The sequence below is a fragment of the Rhodoferax sp. GW821-FHT07F03 genome (assembly GCF_059418745.1).
Window position 1 is genome coordinate 1 of sequence record NZ_JBWKQM010000023.1, and the last position, 20,235, is coordinate 20,235.

The window sequence follows — 20,235 nt, forward strand, 5'->3', positions numbered from 1 at the left end:
TAGCGGGCCATGGTCGCGATCTCCTTGGTCGGATGGATCGCAAACGTCGTGCCAGGAGTTTTTTTACAGCTTCAACGTTCGAGGTAAGGGACGTCTTGCGCCTTGGCGCAAGACGTCCCCTTGACTGAGGGGTTAGGGCACACTAGGCGAAGAGCTGAATTGCGGCTTCGTTCCATTGATGTCCCTGAGCAGACCAACCACCGGAAATGACTGACGGTGGGAAGCCTGTTCGACAGTAGCCCTGTTTCGCCTCGAAATCGAAGACAGCATGTGGGTAACCATTGATCAGAAGGACAATCTTCTTTGAGTCATTTGACCAGCCAATCTTGACGACAGACGGCTTACTGCGATCCGTAACGTTCGCGACGTTGTAGATGTGTAGCGCGTTTTGAATCGGGTTGCCGTCACCCGAAGAGTCCAGTGCATAGAAGTACCCCGTGCTTTCATCATCCTCGAATACGGCGACGAAATGTCCATGGGGAGCTGCTCCCTCGACGGTCGTGACGGCTCCGACCGAAAACTCGCGCTCTGCGGTGACGTGGATGGGCATGGCTTTTGTGCGCTCTAACGAATGAAAGGGACTTCCCCGTCCCAAGCAAGCCACGTTCCGTCAGGGTTGTGGTTTACGGCAACTAAGTGCCACGATGGAGAGGCGAATCTTTTCATCAACTTGTTTTGAGAGGGGAAATCATGACCATCGTAACCGTAGGAATCGATCTGGCAAAGAACGTGTTTGCAGTGCATGGTGTAGACGAGACGGGCAAACCCGCATTGGTTCGCCCCAGTGCTCCCAGCGGTAAGCTGCTGGAGATCATTGCCAAACTACCGCCGTGTCTCATCGGCATGGAAGCCTGCTCAGGCGCACAGCAGCCAGGCGTTGGATGCGGACAGTCTGCGGTCCAGTTCTTCCACCCGCACTATATGGTTCAGCTGCTGGCGGGCGAAGGCCATGGACGATGGGAAGCGCTGTGCGTCGATCTGGGCCACGGCGTCCAGCGTGCGGCGGTCGGCCCATTGTTTGTAGCGGAGGGCGTTGTTCAGCATGGGTGGGTTTTGAACTGAAAGTTATCAATCAAATTGGCCGCTAGCGCAGATATTACCTGCGCTAGCAGCTACTCCTTTGATAGCATGGCCGGCTACTTGGCGCGCGGGTCCGTTACCACCACGTCGGCCTCGGGCTTGCCCACGCCGCGGATGTCGGGGCGGTACATGTCCTCGGCAAACGGGGCGGGCACCACGAACTTGCCGGGGGTGACCACGCGCAGCAGGTAGAACAGGTCGAGCTTGCTGCCGTCCAGCTCGGCGGCCACCACGAAGCGGTCGTCGCGGTATTCGCTGTGCTTGATGCGCTCGTTTTGCAGCGCCTGGCCCACGTTCACACCTTCCACGGCGAACTCGCTGGCCTGCACGCCCTGGCTGAGGTTGAGGTTTTCTACCTCCATGCCGGCGGGGATGCGGTCTATCACCATCGCGTCCTTGACGCGCTGCTTGGCCTGCACGCGCAGACGCACCACCACCATGTCGCCGGTCTTGAACTGGCGGGTGTCGAGCTTGGTGCCGGCGGTGGACCACCAGCTGCGCTCCAGGCTGATGCGGTCGTCCTGCGGTGGCAGGGGCTTGACGGGGTAGCCCTCGGCGGCGACTTCGACGAACAGGGGTTCGCTGTTCTTGCTGGTCAGGCTGATGCCGCGTTTGAGCGCTGCCACGTCGAAGCTGCGCAGCTCGGTGGTCTTGCTGCTGAGGTTCTCGCTGGTAGCGCCGGTTTGCAGGCTGGCCGTCCAGGCCTGGTCACCAGCGCCACCCGCAGCGCGGGCCGCCAGGAACAGGGCCAGCTTCTCTTGGGTGGAGTAGTACTGGCGTTTGTCGAAGTCAGCGGCCAGGTCCAGCAGCAGGTTTTCACGCTGCGGGTGGGCGACTTTGTGGCGCAGCAGCAGGGCGTAGGCCATGGCCTTGTCGCGCACGCGCGAGCCGTAGTCGCCCAGCCATTCGCCCCAGTAGTAGCCGTTGTTGGTGGGGTTGATGCCGTAGTCCAGCTTCAGGGCTTCGTCGAAGGCGGTTTTGGCGCGGGTCTCGTCGCCCATCAGCTGCAGGGCCAGGCCCAGGTGCACCAGCACCAGGGGCGAGCGGGCGTTGCTGCGGTAGTCGTCAAACAGGGTGCGCAGCGTGGCCAGCGGGGCTTTTTGTGCGCGCGCCAGGATGTAGCCGGCGTGTGCGGCTTCGGACAGGCGCTGGTGCGCCATGCGCAGGGCTTCCACCTCGCGGTAGTCGGCCACGCGGCCCTGGGCGTCGCGGTGGATGTCCTTGGGCGGCTTGGTCTGCAGGCCGGGGGCTTTCTGGAACTGCTCCAGCAGCGAGTTCAGGGCGCGGGTCTGCATGGTCTCAGGCACGGCAAAGCCGGCGTCGTGCGCGTCTTGCAGAAAGCCGGTGACGTAGGCGCTGAGCCAGGCCTCGTAAGGGCTGCTGGCGGCCCACAGGCCGAAGCCACCTTGCGGCTGCTGCATGCCGGCGAGGCGGCCAAAGGCCACGTCCAGGCGCTTGGCGCGCTCTTCGCGCGACAGCGGCTTCATGCCGTAGGCGGTGGCGCCGGCTTCGTCGATGAAGACCAGCGGGTAGGCGCTGCTGGTGGTTTGCTCTAGGCAGCCGTAGGGGTACATCAGCAGCCCTTGTACGGCGGCGCGCACGTCGATGGGCGGCTTGTTCGACAGGCTGAGGCTGACGCGGGCCGAGCCAGCCCAGAAAGCGTCGGCCAGCGCGGGGTCGACCTTGTAGCTGCCGTCCGGCTCCACGCGCACGCGGCGCAGCTCACGCACCAGCGGCGTGGCGGGCTGCACCTGCAGCGCGGCTTCGCGCACCACCTTCAGCTTGCCAGAGGTAACGGTGAGCTTGATGGGCGCCAGGCCGTAGGCGTCGGTGGCCTCGGCCGTGTAGCGCAGGATGCTGCGCTGTTTGTCGGCCAGCTTCACCGGCGACTGGGCGCCGGTGATCTTCAGCGGGCTGCTGGCCTCGATCTGCACCTTGACCTCTTGCGGGCTGCCGGAGAGGTTGGTCACGTCCAGCGCGATGGTGGCAACGTCACCGGGGGCGATGAAGCGGGGCATGGACAGCTCGGCCACCAGCGGGGCGGCGACCACCATTTCAGCGTCGGCGCTGGCGTAGCTGTCGGGGGTGCTGGCCACGGCCATCAGGCGCAGCGTGCCGTTGAAGTCGGGCAGGTCCAGCGGGATGGTGGCCTCGCCATTCGCGTCCAACTGCACAGGGCCGCTGAACAGGTCCACCAGGCGCACCTTGCGGGGCATGCTTTGGGTGTCGCGCTTGCCGGCGTCACCGCCGAAGCGTTGCTTGGCCTGGTTGCCGTCCATCTTCTCGATCAGCTTGCCGTAGATGTCCAGCAGGTCGGCGTCATAGCGGTGCTTGCCGAAGAAGAAGTCCACCGGGTTGGGCGTGGCATAGCGGGTGATGTTGAGAATGCCCACGTCCACGGCAGACAGGGTGACCATGGCCTGGCCGGCCTTGAGGGGCTTGCCAGCGGCGTCGGTCAGCTTGAGCTTCACGGGCACTTTCTGCTCGGGCACGGTCTTGGCCGGTGCCGTGATGGCCAGCTTGAGCTTGCGTGCATCGCGGTTCAGCGGTAGGTGTACCAGGCCCAGCGCACGCGCCGGGGTGATGCGGTCGCCCTGGCTGCCAGGGCGGAAGGCCACCACGCCTATGTACAGGTCATGCCGGTTCCAGCTTGGGTCTACCGGAATCTCGATGGAGGTGCCGCTGGCGCTGACGCTGACGCGCTTTTGGTACAGCACGCGATCGCCTTCCACGGTGACCAGGGCTTCGCCGTCGTGCGGCGGGGTGATGGTCAGCTTGGCGCGGTCGCCGGCCTTGAACGGTGCGCCTTCCAGCTTCAGGCCCACGCGGTCTGGGCGGTTGCCCATGTCGTCGGCGTCTTGTGCGCCCCAGCCGGCGTAGAAGCGGTAGCGCGCGGTCTGGCCGGTGGTGGGGTCGTTGATCTCCAGCCGGTAGCGGCCGTATTTGACGGGCAGGGCGATCTTGCTACGGGCGGCCAAGTTGATGCTGCGGGCCTCTATGAGTTCTTCTTCCTCGTGGTAGCCGCTGTTCCAGCCGCGGTTGTCGTCGTAGCGCCAGTACCACTGGCGTTCCTCGCGCAGCAGGCGGATTTGCAGGCCCTTGGCGGGTACGAACTTGCCCTGGGTGTTGACGCGGGCCAGTTCAAACTCGGCCAGGCCGCCTTCGGCCGCGATGTCGCGGTCGAACAAGGGGCGTATGCCGACCAGCTCGGCAGCGGGCCACCAGGCGCGTTCGATGGAGCGCACCACCGGGCGGCCACCCGATTCCAGCAGGCTGAAGCTGGCGCGCACCTGCATGGGCGAGCTGCGCTCGCTCAACTCCAGTGGTACATCGACCTCGGCCTTGCCGGCGTCGTCCAGGGCGTTCTCGCCCAGGTCTTGGCGCTTCTTGGCGCTGTCATCGGCGATATCGCCAAAGATGAAGCCGGGCCAGGTTTGCGGCAGGGCCACGCGCAGGCGCTCCACCGCCAGGCTGGCCAGCAGGCGGTTGCCGGCAGCAGGGGCGCCGTAGAGGTAGTTGCCTTCGACCTGCACCGTCAGCGCGGCCTTGTCTTGCAGCACGGCATCGGGGGCTTTCAGGTCCAGCTTCATGCGCTCGGGCAGAAATTCTTCGACCTGGAAGCTCCAGGCGGCGTCGGGCCGTTTGGCACCGGGGTCCACGCGGGCCTCCAGCAGCCAGCGGCCGGTGGGCGCGTCGGCGGGCAGGTTTAGCGCCTGCTGGTAGTAGGCCGTGCCGCTGGTGGAGGGGCGCACGATCTGCGTGGAGACGCTTTCGCCGTCGGGCCGCTTCAGTACCAGGGTGATGGGCAGGGCACCGCCGGCCTGTGGTGCGGGCAGAGGTTTGCCGTCGGCATCACGGGCCAGCACGGACACGGTGAATTGCTCGCCCGGGCGGTACAGGTCGCGCCCAGCGTAGACGAAGAGCTTCTGGTTGCGCGAGGGGTAGCCGCCTACGTCGTATTCCGACAGGTCCAGCGCCGGGTCGCGCAGCGCGATGACCGACATTTCCTTGCCCTTGCGGGCGACGATGGCGCGGCCCTTGTCGGTGCGGCCGTCCAGCACGGCGTGGCCTTCACCGTCGGTGTTGACCTGGGCCAGGTTTTTGCCGTTTTCATCGATCAGGGTCAGCTCGATGCCGCGCAGGGCTTCGCCGCTTTTGAGTGAGGTGGTGAATACATCGGTTTGCTCGGCATGGCGGCGCACGTGCAGGCCGATATCGGTCACATAGAAGTAGGTGACTTGGAAGTCCCAGCCAAAGCGGCCGGGCGTGTTCATCACCGCCACGTAGACGCCGGGCTCCTGCAGTTCCTTGATCTTCTCGACCGGCAGGAAGCTGACGTTGCGCCGATTCGGCCGTGCATCGGTGGTGAAGCGCGACATGTAGACGCTGCTGGACATCTCTCGCAGTTTGTCCAACTGGTAGCCGCCTACCGTACCCTTGAGCTTGCTGCCGGGGTCCTGGTAGCTGTTGTCGTAGTCGCCTTCATCTTCGTCGTCCGTGTGGTTGCGGCGGTCTTGGCGGCCACCGACTTGCTCCAGGAAGGCCGGCAGCGACTCGGCGTTGACATGCAGGAACTGCACGTCCACCTCGGGGGTGTTGATGGTGACCACTGGCAGGCCGCCGTTCTGGCCGGCGGGCAGCACGATGCCTTTGCTGGCGAAGTAGAAGGATTCGGGCATGGCCTCGCTCTTCACGCTGCAGCTGTGCGCCGCGCCCAGGGTGCCGCCGGCCGCGGCCGTCAGGCCTTCGCTGAGCGCGATGTTGTAGGTGCGGTCAGGCGTGGCAAACGGCAGGTAGAGCACACGCGGGTTGTCGCCTAGCACCCAGCGCGCATCCACCGGGCGGGCGCTTTCGGGTTTGTCGCCCTCGGTGGCCTTGACCAGCTTGGCCCAGTCTTGCGAGCGCGCCAGCGGCTGGGTGAACATGACCGCCAGGGCAGGGGAGCCGTCTAGTAGGCGTGCCTTGCAGTCCACCCAGGCGAAGGGCTCGGCGCTGCCCACATCCACGCGGCTGGGCGTGGACGACTGTGACAGATACCAGCCAATGCCTGCGGCCACTGCGGCAACGATGGCAAGCACGGCGGCGAGGAGGCGCCAGGAGCGAATTTTCATGGAGGCAGTCCCGTCATGTGACGACAAAAGGGACGGCCAGTTTAGCCGCGTAAAGTTATGTGTTTACGGGGCTTTTTCCTCTGCTTTGTGCATGTCTGCACGGCGGTAAGGCGTGTCGTGCGCGGCCAGTTCCAGTGCCAGCCGGGTCACCATATCGTGCGAGCGTGACGGTGCAGCCTGCAGGGGCATGATGCTGAGCCAGCCGACCACGGGCAGCAGCGCCCAGCGTCCGGGCATGCCGTGGTGGGTGTACTGGCTGCGCCAGATGGTCCAGGCGCTGGCGGTGGTGCCCAGCACAAAACCGGCCACCACTTCGGACCAGGAATGCACCTGGATGTATACCCGGCTCCAGGCAACCAGCAGGGCCAGTGCGTAGCCGCCCATGACCGCCAGGCGTACTGTGCGTGCGTTGCGCGCGTGCGCCGTCAGGGTATAGGCCAGCACCGGGTAGATGGCGGCGGAGAACATGGCATGGCCCGAGAAGCCGGTGAAGTCCAGCGCCGCAATCCCCAGGCCCCAACCTATGAAGGCGATCTTGGACGCCGTGGTGACTGCAATGACCAGACCCAGCGGCACCAGCCAGCCCAATACCGGACGCAGCGAGCGGGTGGACGCCACCATCCACACGGCCAGTACGGCTGCCATGGGCAGCACGATGCCCATTTCACCAAAACGGGTGATCCAGTAGGGGGCTTTGGCCAGGTAATAAGACATCCGCTGATTTTACGGGCCGTGCTGCGCCGCAGCATTTCTCTGTGCTGTATGCCCTTGACCTTGGAGCATCACCAGCTGGCCACTAAAGTGTAAGAAGTTGTAGCGAACCCTGTGATTCCCCAATGAGCCCGCGGCGGGTGGGTGCAGTGTGTTGTGTCTGGAAAATAGCTGCTGTGGGCGCGCTGTTTAAACGTATTCCATGCATTCTGCTGGGCCATTGTGGGCTATATTGCAACTATCCAACCCCACCGAGTTACGAGGAGAACACCATGAAAGTTAGCGATATCCTGCGTGTGAAAGGCAATACGCTCTACACGGCCAATCCTGATGAGCTTTTGTCTGCTGCCTTGAACGTGATGGCCGAGAAGGATATGGGCTCTCTGGTGGTGATGTCCCATGGCGATTTGGTCGGCATGCTGACCTTCCGTGAGGTCATTCAGCAACTGGTGAAAAACGGCGGCTCCATCGGCAGCACCCTGGTGCGTACCGCCATGGACGATCACCCCCTGACCTGCACGCCCGAAACCGAGCTGGACGAAGTGCGCCGCATGATGTTGGATCGCCATGCCCGCTACATGCCAGTGATGAACCAGAAGATGCTGATGGGGGTCATCAGCTTCTACGACGTGGCCAAGGCCGTGGTGGACAGCCAGAACTTCGAAAACAAGATGCTCAAGGCCTATATCCGTGATTGGCCCGCAGGCGATGACGAAGAGACGGACGCCAAATAAATTCAGTCGCTCCATTCAAAAGCCCGGCTAGCCGGGCTTTTTTGCGTTCAGAGCTGGTTGGCGTAGATCATGTCGCGCACGCGCGGGTAGATCTGCTGGTTCCACTTTTTGCCACTGAACACGCCGTAGTGGCCCACACCCGTCTGGATGTGGTGGACCCGCTTGCTGGGGCGGATGCTGGTGCACAGGTCTTGTGCGGCCATGGTCTGGCCGACTGAGCAGATGTCGTCACGCTCGCCTTCCACGGTCATCAGGGCGGTGCGACGAATGGCCGCTGGCTTTACGGTACGGCCCTGGAAAGTCAGCACGCCGCGTGGCAGGTCATAGGTCTGGAATACCTTTTCCACGGTTTCCAGGTAGAACTCGGCTGGTAGGTCGTTCACCGCCAGGTATTCGTCGTAGAACTTGCGTATGGTGTCGGCCTTGTCCAGTTCGCCGTCCAGCAGGTATTTGTACATGTCTTTGTACTGCTGCTTGTGGCGCTCCAGATTCATGCTTAAAAACGCGCTGAGCTGTATGAAACCAGGGTAGACCCGGCGCATAAAGCCCTTGTGCGGCAGGGGTACGTGGGTAATCAGGTTTTGTTCGAACCACTCAATCGGCTTGCTGGTGGCCAGGGCGTTGACGCCGGTGGGGTTGATGCGGCAGTCCACCGGCCCGGCCATCAGGGTCAGGCTGCGGGGCTGGCAGGGGTTATCGTCTTCGGCCATTACGGCGGTAGCGGCCAGGGCGGCCACGCAGGGTTGGCAGACTGCAATCACGTGGGAGCCCGGACCTATGGTTTCAATGAACCGGATCATGTGCGCGGTGTAGTCGTCCAGCGTGAATGCCCCGTGGCTCAGCGCGACGTCGCGGGCGTTGTGCCAGTCGGTGATGTAGACGTCGTGGTCCTGCAGCAGGGTGCGCAGGGTTTCGCGCAACAGCGTGGCAAAGTGGCCGGACAGCGGCGCCACCAGCAACACGGGTGGCTGTGGGGTCTGCAGCTCGGCACCGATTTTCTTGAAATGCAAGAGGCTGCCAAAGGGCAGGCTGAGCACGGTTTCTTCGGCGATGTCCACGTCGCGCCCGGCCATCTGCACCGTGTGGATGTCATAGCTGGGGCGGGTATGGGTCAGCCGTATGCGTGAAAAGACGTCGCATGCGGCCGCAATACGGCGTACCGGACTGCCCTCGGTATCGTTGAACCACAGGGCTGCAGCGGCGCTTTGGGCCATGAGCCGCAGCGGCGACATCCAATCGGACTGGAGTTGGTAGGCCTGGTACAGCATGGTTTGTTTTCGGTGGGGCGGATGGACCCAACTTACGCAGGCAAGTTATGGGCCATATGGGGTCTATGTGCTTGTTACGTTTGGTAAAAATCAGCCTGTTCTCTGGCACAGCCCTTGCTCAAATAGCCCACCACACAAGGAGCATCCATGCGCAAAGCCGAGTTGACCATCAGCAGTAAAAACTACGGCGCCTGGGCTTTACGTGGTTGGTTGATGGCCAAATTCGCGGGTCTGGATTTTGAAGAGCAGGTGGTTTCGCCCGATGATCCGGCCATGAAGGCCGAGATGCTGCTGATGTCTTCCTCCATGCTGGTGCCGTCGCTGGTGCACAACAAGATCAAGGTGTGGGACACGCTGGCGATTGGCGAATACCTGAACGAGATCAAGCCCAAAGCCGGGCTGCTGCCTGCGGATGCTGCGGCCCGGGCGCATTGCCGGGCGATTTGCGGAGAAATGCACTCGGGCTTTGCGTCCCTGCGCACAGCTCTGCCCATGAATTTGAAAGCCCATTTTGCAGATTTCAAGATTTGGTCCCGCGCCCAGAGCGACATAGACCGTATCGTGGAGATCTGGAAAGAGTGCTTGGCCAACTATGGCGGCCCCTACCTTTTTGGAGCCCAGGTCACGCTGGCGGATGCCATGTACGCGCCGGTGGTGACGCGTTTTCTAACCTACAGCGTGGCGCTGGACCCGGTGTGCAGTGCTTATTGCCAGCGCATCATGGCCTTGCCGGCCATGCAGGAGTGGATAGCCGCTGCGCTGGAGGAGCCCGAGGATATCGACGAGCTGGATGCGGAGTTTTAATTCCAGGGCGTTGGATCAGGTATATCGCATACCGGTTCGACGTCAATCGACTTGAAGTTGGCGGGCGAGACGATCTCCAGGTATTCCATGTCCGGTGAATAGTCGAACAGGTAGTGCCTTATGCCGGGGCGTTGGTGCACGCAGTCGCCGGCCTGCACCAGGGTTTCCTTGTCTTCGTACATGAAGCGGGCCCAGCCTTTGACCATGATGACGATCTGAAAATCCGCTTCATGTCGGTGCCAGCCAGTGCCCTTTTCTGGAGCCATATTCGCCTTGACCAGGTGCGCAATCACCTTTCCGTGCGTGGCCTCGGCAATGCCCAGATCGCGGTACAAAAAGAAATCGCGCAAGCCGCCTTGCACATAGTCGGTGTCACCGGGTTTGACATGTGAGAAATCGGTCGGGGTGGGTTGCAGCATCGGCCTCTCCTTGAAAAGTTGCACGGACACCGGCACGGGTGTGCGGCCAACTAAGCATGAACTGTTCCCACCTCCGTAGTCGGGGATAATCCTGTGCCATGAGCGGCAATACCTTTGGAAACTTATTCGCAGTCACCAATTTTGGTGAATCCCACGGCCCAGCCATTGGCTGCGTGATCGACGGCTGCCCCCCGGGCATGGCCTTGACCGAGGCCGATATTCAGACGGATCTGGACCGCCGGCGCCCCGGCACCAGCCGACACGTGACCCAGCGCAACGAGCCGGACGCGGTAGAAATCCTCAGCGGCGTATATGAAGGCAAGACCACCGGCACGCCGATTGCGCTGCTGATCCGCAATGCCGACCAGCGCAGCAAGGACTATCAAAACATCGCGCAGAGCTTTCGCCCCGGCCACGCCGATTACACCTACTGGCACAAGTTTGGCATCCGCGATCCGCGTGGCGGTGGCCGCTCGTCGGCCCGCCTGACGGCACCTACGGTGGCTGCGGGTGCGGTCGCCAAAAAATGGCTGGCCGAGAAATACGGCGTGGTGTTTCGCGGCTGCATGACCCAGGTGGGCGACTTGGCCATTCCCTTCGACAGCTGGGAGCATGTGCCGAACAACCCGTTTTTCGCCCCGGTGGCCGATGTATCGGCTCTGGAAGACTATATGGACGCGTTGCGCAAGGCCGGCGACTCCTGCGGCGCACGCATCCGTGTTACGGCCTCGGGCGTGCCAGTGGGTCTGGGCGAACCGCTGTACGACAAGCTGGACGCAGATATCGCCTTCGCCATGATGGGGCTGAATGCCGTCAAGGGTGTGGAAATTGGTGCCGGTTTTGCCAGTGTGGCCCAGCGTGGCAGCATGCACGGCGATTCGCTGTCGCCACAGGGTTTCCGTAGCAATAACGCAGGCGGCATTCTGGGCGGTATCAGCACCGGACAGGATCTGGAAGTGTCTATCGCCATCAAGCCCACTAGCTCCATCATCACGCCGCGCGAGTCCATCGACACGCAAGGGGTGTCTACCGAGGTGGTGACCAAGGGGCGGCACGACCCCTGCGTAGGTATCCGTGCCACACCTATCGTGGAGGCTTTGCTGGCCTTGGTGGTGATGGAGCATGCCCTGCGCCAGCGCGCCCAGAATGCAGATGTGGTGCAGGCGGTAGGCCCGATAGCATCGTCGGCCGGCTGATGCCCGCCACGGCACCCGCAGGGCTGGTGGGTCGCCGCCAGCTGGCGCCGTTTGCCGTGTTTTCGGCCTGCTATTTTGCGCATGCCGGGTTTTTTACTTCCTACCTGCCGCTCTGGCTGAAGAGCCAGGGCCTGGGTTTGGTCACGATCTCGATGCTGACCTCCATCCAGGCCGCGACCCGGTTGTTTGCACCTTATGGCTGGGGTGCGTTGAGCGACCATACCGGCGAACGGGTGGCGTTGCTGCGCTATTGCGCCTTGGCGGCACTGGTGGTTTCTTTGGGGCTGGCGCTGGACTGGGGCCTGGTCTGGCTGGGTGCCGTGTTGTTGCTGCTGTACACCCATACCAGCTCTATGACCCCGATGAGCGAAGCCGCCATGGCTGAGCTGGTCAGCCGCGACGGTGGCTTCAACGCCCAGCGCTATGGGCGTGTGCGCCTGTGGGGTTCGCTGGGTTTCATGCTGTCGGTCTTGCTGTGTGGCATGTGGTTTGATCGGTTTGGCATGCAGGGTTTTCCGGGTGTGACCTGGTTGAGTCTGCTGGTGCTGCTGGCCAGCAGCGCCTGGATGCCAAACACCAAGGAGGCCGTACACACCCAGCAGCCACGGCCGCCGATCTGGCCTATCCTGCGCCAGCGGGCGGTACGCTGGATGTTCGTCAGCTGCTTTTTCCAAGTGCTGTCGCATACAGGCATCAATGTGTTTTTCTCGCTGTACCTGGATGCGTTGGGCTATAGCAAGACCACCATAGGCTTGCTGTGGGCGGTGTCGGTGGTGGCCGAGGTGGCCTGGTTTTTTACCCAAAGTCGGTGGTTGCCCCGCGTTGGCCTGCCGCGCTGGCTGATGTTTGCGGCGCTGGCCATGGCCGTGCGCATGGTTTTGACGGCCAGCAGCGCCCATGTGCTGTGGGTATTGGTGCTGGCCCAGACCCTGCATGCCCTGACGTTCGCGGCCCACCATGGCGCCTGCATTGCGCTGCTGTCACACTATTTTCCGGGCCGTCTGCGAGGACGTGGCCAGGCTTTGTACACCGTGCTGGGCTATGGTTGCCCTGGCGTGCTGGGTGCTTTGATGGGGGGATATATCAGCTCAAAATACGGCTTGGCACAGGTATATTGGGCGGGACTAGCTACGAGTTTGATAGCGACGATATGCGCACTCAAGTTCCAGTCGCACTCAACTCTTGCCGCGTTGGAGCAGCCCGCTCGCTAGCGACAACGGCATCAGCAAGAAGCTCAACGGGTCCAGTTGCAGATGCCGCCACAGCAGTCCCATGGGGATCTTTTTGCGGTGCGCCACCCGGTGCAGTAGATCACTGGCAAAGGCTTTGCGCAGCCTGGACAGGCTGGCGTTGATGTGGGCGCGCTGGACCGGCGTGACCGGGAATAGCTGGCAGGTCAGCTTTTGGTACTTGATTTCGTTGTGCAGGCGCAGCAGGTGCTTTTCAGTCCCCCAACCGGTGCCGGCAAAGATGTTCACTCCGCGTCCGTAATGCGCCTCGCAGGTGCTGGAGAAAGCCACTTTGGCGCCGCTATGGGCGATGTCCATCCAGAAAAGATAGTCTTCACCGGCGTTGGTAAATTCGACTTTGAAGCGCTTGTCTGGAAACTTTTGCAGGTCGTACACGACGGTGGAGGTGCCGATCACATTGCCGCGGATGATCTGGTCCAGCAAATCGCCCTGGTAGGCATGCAAGCCGGGGAAGGTATCGGGTAGCTGCGGGTGCTTGTCTGGTTGGATGCGGCCGGCGCGGGCAAATGCGCCTACGGTGGCCCCCAGCTGGAAATGGTCGGCGAAATAAAAGTTGTAACCCGAGCCTAGCGCCGCGGTGGCGCGTGCCAGATGGTCGTTGGACCAGATGTCGTCCGAATCCAGAAATGCGATGTAGCGGGTCCCCACGGGGGCGTGGTCTATGCCTGTGTTGCGCGCCGCACCTGGGCCGCCATTGGGCTGCTTGATGATTCTCACTTGGCTGCTGAACGCTCCGATGGCTTCAACCTCGGGTTCTGCAGGTGTCGGCGAGGCATCGTCCACCACCAATACCTGGATGGGCATGCCCGCAGGCTGCTGCGCGGCAACGCTGGCCAGGGCCTTAGCGAGAATGCCGGCCTCTCGCTGGTAGTAAGGGATGATGACCGTGATCATGGTGCTCCTACTCTGCCGTTGCGGTAGCCTTGGCGGGGTTCTCTGCGGCAGGCGCCGGTACTGCAGCGCTAGCCTGCATTTGGCGCCGGCGTTCAGCCAGGCTCTTCAACCAGGGCCAGCGGTAGCTGGTGAGGTGGTAGAGGCCGCGCTGGTTTTCGGTCCAGCGGGTATGCCATTCCATCATGCGGCCGTAGTATTCCAGCCGGTGGATCTGGCCCTCGGCGAACAGCTTTTCCAGCACGTCCTGGCTGAGCAAAAATGCCGGGGAGTAGGCCTGTATGCTTTCGTCGTAGGTGGTTTTCAGAATCACCAGCATGCCTGCGCGTTGCAGGCACAGGTTCAAGGCCACGGTTTTCCCGTTGAACAGGTACTCGAACACCACGGCCCCACCTTGACGTGCTGCGGTTTGCAGCAACTGGATGTAGAAGCGCCCTTGGTCGTTTTCGGGGTGGATGGCCGTACCCTTGCCGGCTTTCCAGCCTGCGCTTTCCAATGCACCATAGCGGGCAATGGCGTCTGGCATGTCCTCTGGGGCGGTGAAGCTGCGCATTGCGGTGACCACGCCTTCGGCGGCCAGCTTGTTGCGTTGCTTGCGCATGTTCTGCCGCAGGTTTTTGCCGCGTGCCGCCCAGTAGTCTTCATAGCTACCAGCGATATCGATCCAGCCGGTATCGATGTAGTCCATGGGTTTAGTGTCGGACAGCTCGGCTTCGCGTGGTGCCAGCAAAGGATCGACTTGCGTCAGCGAAAAGCCCAGGCACAGGCCCAGCGGGCCGCAGCACACGCTGCGCGCCAGCTTCGAAGCCGTAAGACTGTTGGATGCCACCCAGGCACCCAGCGGTAGTTGGGATGGCTGAAAGGTTCTCCATTGGAAACGTCCCGCTGGCACCACGATCAGCATGGCAACCAGGCTGTTGGCCTGCCGGGCGACCAGCAGCCGTTCGTTGCCGGCGCCGAATATCTGGATGGCTAGCTGGATGGCATCGGCCGTCATGAAGGGCAGGTTGCTGCGCTCCTGGTTCAGGCGGTCCCACTCGGCGCGCAGGCTGACGGTTTTCTGCAGGTCGCTGGCGGGCAGGTTTTGCCATTGGAGGGGAGAGGATTGCATGGAATAGGGGGTAATGGGTAAGCGGACGCGTTCAGACGCTGCTGTTTCGCAGCAGCTGCAGAATGGCCTGCGCTGTGCGGTCGATATCTGCGTCATCCAGATCCTGGTGGCACAGCAACTGCAGCACGTGGTGGCTCCATAACAGACCCACGTCGCCTGCAATGGTCGGAGTACCCGGCCAGATGCGGTCCCAGCGGAATACCGGCAATTCCATGCGGCGCAGTGCCTGGTAAACCGCTTCAGGCTTGTCCACCCAGAGCGGAAATACATAGGGAGCGGCACGTTCCGCAGCGGCCGGAAGGTCGGCAAACAGCGGGCGTGCACCCGGGGTATCCACAAAATACGGAATGTAGCGGCTGAAGTTGCGCTGGCGCCGGGCAATGATGCGACCCCGTGGCAGCATGGACTTGAGTGCCATGGAGGCCCACAGCGGTGTCTGGCCAATGCGGTCCATATCGCAGTCGCGCATCATATTGGCTGCCGGGGCGGGGGCTGTTGTTTCCGTGTGCGCCTGCACCTGGGGGCTACGTGCATTCTTGAACTTGAACAAGGACGCCAGCACCGGGCGTATGCCTGCCAGGCGTTGGTAGCGTGTTGCCAGCTCTATGACGTCTACCCAGCCTTTGACTTGGGCCTTCAAATTGGGCTTGGCCAAGTCCATGGGCTTGATGGGGTGCAGTGCCGAGGCCAGTAGCCCGGCTTCCGGCACGGGCAAGAATTTCGATAGGCTTGCCGTGGAAAAGTCGCCCCAGGCGCCTACGGTTCTGTCCCCGGCTTCACCGAAGTAGCAATGCGCGCAATCTTCTATCAGCGCGATACCGTGCATGTCACACCATTTGCGCACGTCGGCCAAGGAGTTGGCCAAACCGAAATAATGGGACACCAGCATGGCCCGGCTTTTGTTTGCCAGCTCGGCAGGAATGCCGCCGAGGTCAGGCAGACCATTCGGCTGCAGGCCGAAATACGCGACTTCCAGTTGGGCCAGCAGTACCGGGGCCACCATGGTCGGACAGTGGTAGGTGGGTACCAGCACCGTGCTGCCAGCAGGCAGCTTGAGTTGCAGCAGCGCCTGGTAAATGGCCGCCCGCCCACTGGTGGTGAATGCGGTGTGGGCCAGGCTCTCGATGCTGGGAACGCCAGGCGCGTCCACGCGTTGAAAGCTGGACCAGTCCAGCACCGGACCGCGTGGCAGCGGCGGTCGATGGGCTGCTACAGGTTGGGAGGCGGAATACAAGAAATGCGCCTTCTAGGGTTGCGTTGCGGCCGCACTGGCTGCTTCAGCCGGTGCTGAGGCGCTGCTATCGGGGTTGTCCGTCGCCTTGTCGGTCCATTTCCCCAGGGCTTTGAGGCGATCTTTCAACTCGGGTTGTAAAAAGCCCATTCCATATGCCTTATGGGCCTGTTCTTCGGCTTTGGCATATTCCTTCAGGTCCATGTAATTCAGGCCCAGGTTGTAGTGGGTGAAGGGGTTGTCCTGGTTCTCGGCATTGCTTGCGGCAATGTCCAGTTGTTTTATCGCTTCTGGCACGCGGTTGCCCTTGGCCAGAAACATGGAATACAGCATGCGTGCGATTCCGTCATCCGGGCGGAAGCGTACGGCGCGTTCGAGATAGCACTCCACCGAATACCGCAGGTCCGAGGGGTGCGGCTTTTTCATTTTCTCCCCGTAGCGCATGACGGACATCAGTGCGCGATGGTGGTTGGGGAACGCACGCAGCGTGTAATCCAGATCGCCGCCAATGTAGCCGGCATTGCCTTTGATGAGCGCTTCCACGGGTGGGGTGAAGTGGGCGCCCTCTACCAGGCTCAGGTTATTACCCCGTTCCACCCGGTAGTCGTAAGGCCCAAAGGCATTGGTGAGCGCGCCGCAATCCTCGCCACCGGCCTGCTGTGCCAAAGCCACCTCAGTGCCCAGTGTGCATAACAGTGCCAGTACCAATGGCATCGTTTTTTTGATCAATTGCATCATGCCATGCTCCTGTCCGGTGGGGTCTGCTTGTGACCGCTTGTGTGTGTGGAAAGCCAGTCAAGAGTCATGTTTTCCACCTGGGTTTGCGCCACTGCATTGGAGAAAGTATGGTCTGCGTCGGGCAAGTCCTGGCGCAGCAGCTGGGGGTGCTGGAACGCGCCTGACCATGCCGTATCAGTGCCAGCATATTCTAGGAACTCCTTGGCGGTGAAGTCGTTTCCGCTCAACAGCAAAAGTATGGGGCCTGAGAAATCCTTCCAGGCACTGGCCATGCGTTGTTGAAACGGAGCCTTGGCGGTTTGTGCCGGACCCGCGGCAGAAAAGGCTGTGCGTAAGTTTTGCACCAAACCGCTCAGGGCACCCAGGGCGACCTTGCCGCTGAGCAATTTGCTCCAGAACGCGGGCTGCATTAGGCGCTGCAGGTAATAGTGCTTGACCTGGGTCCGTGCCAGGCTGGCTTCGGAACGCACCCAGGGGTTCAGCAGGCACAGGCCGGTCACCCGGGGGTCCTGGGTTTGTTGCACATACAAGAGCGCCGCCGAAGCTGCGTCACATAAACCCCACAAAACGATATTTTTCGCCTGTGGCACACGGTCTTGCAGCGCCTGGATGGCCGTTGCGATATCCGGCGTGGCGGCTAGAAAATCTACTGCGGAGCCGCTGCTGTCACCCATGCCCTGGTAGTCAAAGCGCAGCACGGCATACCCTGCGGTTGCCAGCCGGCGGGCCAGCAGTACGAACTGACGGTGACTGCCTACGCGGTACTGGGGGCCGCCCACCACCACCACCACGGCGGTTGCTGCAGGCTGGGCAGGCAGGCTCAGAACTCCCACCAGGGTGCTGTCCGGGCGGGCAATCAGCAATGCATGTTCGGATGGCTTCATGGCGCGGGCGCAGACAGGGCTGCCAGGGTGGCGCTGAGCAAGGCCGGCGCCTCTTCGATTTCGCTGGTCTGCCAGAACGCAGGGCCCATGGCGACCTGGCTGCGAACTGCAAAGCCGGCGGACTGCCAGGCCTGTAAGGGCCTGGCGGCGGCAGGCGGTAGCGTGGCGTCTGGTTTGGTGGACAGGTCCAGCCACTCCAGCCGGCCCACGGTGGGCGGTGGCGTCAGCGTGGCTTGTTCCAGACCCGATGCCAATGCTGCAGACACGGTATAGCCGGCAATCTCGACCGCCGAGCCAGACGCTAGTTGTTGGCGCAGGGCCTCCATGGCGGCTTTGGCATTACCGTCGGCCATGTCGCCAGCGGCTTTCAGGCGCATGAACTGTTGCAGCAGCGGCTTGCCTGCAGGCGTGGGCGCCCAGAACAGAAAGTTGCAGGGGCCATCCAGTTGCTGTGCGGCTTGCGCGGCCAGCAGGCAACCGGCGCGCAGGCCCCACAGCCATAAAGGTGCATCGTTCTGGCGGCGCAGCCATTGGCATGCCAGGACCACATCGTCCACCCAGTCCTGCCAGCTGGCATCGCCAAAATCGTCGGAGCTATCTCCACAGCCTCGCAAATCCAGTTGCAGCACGGCGTAGCCGGCGGCGGCCAGGGTTTGCGCCTGCAAAGCCGCCATGCGGCGGGATTTGTTCATCTCCTCGGCGAAGGGATGCACGTAGGCCACCAAGCCCCGTGTGGTTGCGCCCTGGGCCGGGTGAAAAATGCAAAACCGCTGGCCGGATGATCCGGGCAGGAAGAAAGCGTCCATCGGGCCGGGCCGCTCTCAGGCCGCGAGTTTTTCGCTGACGAAGTCGGCCAAGCTACCTACGGTGGCAAAGGTGGAGCCATCCATGTCGTCGTCGTCCACCGTCAAGCCAAAATGTTCTTCCAGGCGGGTGATCAAGGACACCACGGCCATGGAGTCCAGTTCGGGAATCGCTCCGAGCAAATGGGTTTCGCGGGTAAAAGCGGCGCTGCGGCCATTCAGGCTCAGAATCTCGTCCAGAACTTGCTTGACCTCCTGTGTGACATCCATGGGAACCCCTGTTGTGTTTGGCTAAAAGTAGGGCGCATTTTAGGCGGCGCCAATTGCAGATTGCCGCCGCGTGTGCCCCAAGCGCTGTGAGATACTTTTGCGACTCCCGTTTCCACGACTCCAGCCCCATTCCTATGCGTGAATCCACACTTTTGCATGAACTCATAGCCTGTGCGGCGCAGCGGGCTCCGCTGGATAAAGCGCTGACCTATGGCGCGGTGTCCATGGCCTACGGCGAGCTGCAGACCGCCGTGTCCCAATTTGCTGCCGGCTTGATGGCGCTGGACATAGGCAGGGGCGAGCGGGTGGCGATCTACCTGGAAAAGCGCTTTGAAACCGTGGTGGCCAGCTTTGGCGCACCGGCGGCTGGCGCGGTATTCGTGCCACTGAACCCCTTGCTCAAGCCCGAGCAAGTGGCTTTCATATTGCAGGACTGCAATGTACGGGTGCTGGTGACTTCGCCGGAGCGCCTGGCCCTGCTGGCCGGTGTGCTGGGCGATTGCCCTGATCTGCGGCATGTGGTGGTGACCGATGCCGTGCCGCAACCGGCCCCGGCACTGTCGCATACGGCCTGGCCCGATTTTCTGGCTGCTGCACCCCGTGCCGGCCACCGGGTCATCGACACCGACATGGCCGCCATCCTCTACACCTCGGGCAGTACCGGTAAGCCCAAGGGCGTGGTGCTGTCGCACCGGAATATGGTGGCTGGTGCAAAAAGTGTAGCAAGCTATCTAGAGAATACCTGCGCTGACACCTTGTTGGCTGCCTTGCCTTTGTCGTTTGACGCGGGCTTCAGCCAGCTGACCACGGCTTTCCACGTGGGTGCCCGTGTGGTGCTGCTGAACTACCTGATGCCGCGCGATGTGCTGAAAGCCATGGCCCGCGAAGGTGTGACCGGCCTGACCGCCGTGCCCCCGTTGTACATCCAGCTGACCCAGCTGGAGTGGCCAGCCGAGATTGGTGCCAAGCTGCGCTACTTTGCCAACACCGGTGGCCGCATGCCGCGCGAAACCCTGGACTTGCTGCGCCAGCGCGTCCCGCAAAGCCTGCCGTTTCTGATGTACGGCCTGACCGAGGCCTTCCGTTCCACCTATTTGCCACCGGCCGAAGTGGACCGCCGCCCCGACTCCATCGGCAAGGCCATTCCGAATGCCGAAATCCTGGTGCTGCGTGAAGACGGCAGCCCATGTGCGCCAGATGAACCCGGTGAGTTAGTGCACCGCGGCGCGCTGGTCGGCATGGGCTACTGGAACGACGCGGAAAAAACCGCAGAACGCTACAAATTACTGGCCTCTGACGCGCCGGGCCGCCAGCCCGGCCTGCAGCTGCCTGAATATGCAGTTTTCTCGGGTGACACCGTGCGCATGGATGCTGAAGGCTTCCTCTATTTCATCGGCCGGCGCGACGAGATGATCAAGTCGTCCGGCTACCGTGTCAGCCCGACCGAGGTGGAAGAGGTGCTGTACGCCACCAAGCTGGTGGGCGAATGTGTGGCCTTTGGCGTGGAACATCCGGCCTGGGGCCAGGCGATCCAGGTGATTGCTACCGCGCCTGACGGCGCCACGCTGGACACCGCTGCCTTGCTGAGCGTCTGTAAGGCGCGCATGCCGGCCTATATGGTGCCGTCGGGTGTCGAGGTGGTCGCCGGTCCCTTGCCGCGCAACCCGAATGGCAAGATCGACCGCAAATTACTGTCTACCGGCTGGGCCGAGCGCCAGTCCAACCTCTAAGCCT

18 protein-coding genes and 1 pseudogene are annotated in these 20,235 nt (G+C 62.3%); 6 read left to right on the forward strand and 13 right to left on the reverse strand.

Annotated elements, in window-relative coordinates; genetic code table 11:
- Nucleotides 1–142: 142 nt before the first annotated feature.
- Nucleotides 143–550 (reverse strand): DUF2251 domain-containing protein, encoded by a 408-nt coding sequence (locus tag AC07R0_RS25075; RefSeq protein ID WP_495106928.1) that lies wholly within the window; start codon nucleotides 548–550, stop codon nucleotides 143–145.
- 140 nt (nucleotides 551–690) lie between these two features.
- On the opposite strand from AC07R0_RS25075, the pseudogene AC07R0_RS25080 reads away from it, so the two are divergent.
- A pseudogene (locus AC07R0_RS25080) lies at nucleotides 691–864 on the forward strand (IS110 family transposase); the annotation flags it as partial.
- Here AC07R0_RS25080 and AC07R0_RS25085 read toward each other — a convergent pair.
- From AC07R0_RS25085 to AC07R0_RS25095, 3 genes are all read right to left on the reverse strand, one after another.
- Entirely contained in the window at nucleotides 856–1,044 is a 189-nt protein-coding gene (locus AC07R0_RS25085; RefSeq protein ID WP_495106929.1) for a DinB family protein, read from the reverse strand. The pseudogene AC07R0_RS25080 and the gene AC07R0_RS25085 overlap by 9 nt on opposite strands.
- A 92-nt stretch (nucleotides 1,045–1,136) precedes the next feature.
- Nucleotides 1,137–6,191 (reverse strand): alpha-2-macroglobulin family protein, encoded by a 5,055-nt coding sequence (locus AC07R0_RS25090; protein ID WP_495106930.1) that lies wholly within the window; start codon nucleotides 6,189–6,191, stop codon nucleotides 1,137–1,139.
- Between the two features lie 63 nt (nucleotides 6,192–6,254).
- Complete coding sequence (locus AC07R0_RS25095; RefSeq protein ID WP_495106931.1) at nucleotides 6,255–6,905, reverse strand: phosphatase PAP2 family protein; 651 nt, start codon at nucleotides 6,903–6,905, stop codon at nucleotides 6,255–6,257.
- Nucleotides 6,906–7,174: 269 nt separating this feature from the next.
- Between AC07R0_RS25095 and AC07R0_RS25100 the strand changes: the two genes are divergently transcribed.
- Nucleotides 7,175–7,636, forward strand: a complete 462-nt coding sequence (locus tag AC07R0_RS25100) for a CBS domain-containing protein (RefSeq protein WP_495098827.1) — start codon at nucleotides 7,175–7,177, stop codon at nucleotides 7,634–7,636.
- A 47-nt stretch (nucleotides 7,637–7,683) separates the two neighbouring features.
- Here AC07R0_RS25100 and AC07R0_RS25105 read toward each other — a convergent pair whose 3' ends face one another.
- Entirely contained in the window at nucleotides 7,684–8,904 is a 1,221-nt protein-coding gene (locus AC07R0_RS25105) for a polyhydroxyalkanoate depolymerase (RefSeq protein ID WP_495106932.1), read from the reverse strand.
- Nucleotides 8,905–9,051: 147 nt separating this feature from the next.
- Between AC07R0_RS25105 and AC07R0_RS25110 the strand changes: the two genes are divergently transcribed.
- Nucleotides 9,052–9,708: a glutathione S-transferase gene (locus tag AC07R0_RS25110; RefSeq protein ID WP_495098829.1), complete on the forward strand. Its 657-nt coding sequence runs from the start codon at nucleotides 9,052–9,054 to the stop codon at nucleotides 9,706–9,708.
- Here the strand turns inward: AC07R0_RS25110 and AC07R0_RS25115 are convergent.
- Complete coding sequence (locus tag AC07R0_RS25115; RefSeq protein WP_495106933.1) at nucleotides 9,705–10,127, reverse strand: cupin domain-containing protein; 423 nt, start codon at nucleotides 10,125–10,127, stop codon at nucleotides 9,705–9,707. The genes AC07R0_RS25110 and AC07R0_RS25115 overlap by 4 nt on opposite strands.
- 98 nt (nucleotides 10,128–10,225) lie before the next feature.
- Between AC07R0_RS25115 and aroC the strand changes: the two genes are divergently transcribed.
- Together aroC and AC07R0_RS25125 are read left to right on the forward strand one after the other, a co-directional pair.
- Nucleotides 10,226–11,323: a chorismate synthase gene (gene aroC / locus AC07R0_RS25120; RefSeq protein ID WP_495106934.1), complete on the forward strand. Its 1,098-nt coding sequence runs from the start codon at nucleotides 10,226–10,228 to the stop codon at nucleotides 11,321–11,323.
- Nucleotides 11,323–12,534, forward strand: coding sequence for an MFS transporter (locus AC07R0_RS25125; RefSeq protein WP_495106935.1), 1,212 nt, complete (start codon nucleotides 11,323–11,325; stop codon nucleotides 12,532–12,534). The genes aroC and AC07R0_RS25125 overlap by 1 nt, the downstream gene beginning before the upstream one ends.
- Here the strand turns inward: AC07R0_RS25125 and AC07R0_RS25130 are convergent.
- Genes AC07R0_RS25130 through AC07R0_RS25160 form a run of 7 tightly spaced genes read right to left on the reverse strand, consistent with a single transcriptional unit; the run spans nucleotide 12,499 to nucleotide 18,501 of the window.
- Nucleotides 12,499–13,467 (reverse strand): glycosyltransferase family 2 protein, encoded by a 969-nt coding sequence (locus AC07R0_RS25130; RefSeq protein WP_495106936.1) that lies wholly within the window; start codon nucleotides 13,465–13,467, stop codon nucleotides 12,499–12,501. The genes AC07R0_RS25125 and AC07R0_RS25130 overlap by 36 nt on opposite strands.
- Nucleotides 13,468–13,474: 7 nt before the next feature.
- Complete coding sequence (locus AC07R0_RS25135) at nucleotides 13,475–14,575, reverse strand: GNAT family N-acetyltransferase (RefSeq protein WP_495106937.1); 1,101 nt, start codon at nucleotides 14,573–14,575, stop codon at nucleotides 13,475–13,477.
- Nucleotides 14,576–14,606: 31 nt separating this feature from the next.
- Nucleotides 14,607–15,809 (reverse strand): DegT/DnrJ/EryC1/StrS family aminotransferase, encoded by a 1,203-nt coding sequence (locus tag AC07R0_RS25140; RefSeq protein WP_495106938.1) that lies wholly within the window; start codon nucleotides 15,807–15,809, stop codon nucleotides 14,607–14,609.
- Nucleotides 15,810–15,821: 12 nt separating this feature from the next.
- On the reverse strand, nucleotides 15,822–16,544 hold the full coding sequence (locus AC07R0_RS25145; RefSeq protein WP_495106939.1) for an ABC transporter permease: 723 nt from the start codon (nucleotides 16,542–16,544) through the stop codon (nucleotides 15,822–15,824).
- Nucleotides 16,541–17,428, reverse strand: a complete 888-nt coding sequence (locus tag AC07R0_RS25150; protein WP_495106940.1) for a hydrolase 1, exosortase A system-associated — start codon at nucleotides 17,426–17,428, stop codon at nucleotides 16,541–16,543. The genes AC07R0_RS25145 and AC07R0_RS25150 overlap by 4 nt, the downstream gene beginning before the upstream one ends.
- Nucleotides 17,425–18,234: a hydrolase 2, exosortase A system-associated gene (locus AC07R0_RS25155; protein ID WP_495106941.1), complete on the reverse strand. Its 810-nt coding sequence runs from the start codon at nucleotides 18,232–18,234 to the stop codon at nucleotides 17,425–17,427. Before AC07R0_RS25155 ends, AC07R0_RS25150 begins: the two co-directional genes overlap by 4 nt.
- 15 nt (nucleotides 18,235–18,249) lie before the next feature.
- Nucleotides 18,250–18,501: an acyl carrier protein gene (locus AC07R0_RS25160; RefSeq protein WP_495098839.1), complete on the reverse strand. Its 252-nt coding sequence runs from the start codon at nucleotides 18,499–18,501 to the stop codon at nucleotides 18,250–18,252.
- Nucleotides 18,502–18,635: 134 nt separating this feature from the next.
- Between AC07R0_RS25160 and AC07R0_RS25165 the strand changes: the two genes are divergently transcribed.
- Nucleotides 18,636–20,231, forward strand: coding sequence for an acyl-CoA ligase (AMP-forming), exosortase A system-associated (locus tag AC07R0_RS25165; protein ID WP_495106942.1), 1,596 nt, complete (start codon nucleotides 18,636–18,638; stop codon nucleotides 20,229–20,231).
- Nucleotides 20,232–20,235: the final 4 nt, after the last annotated feature.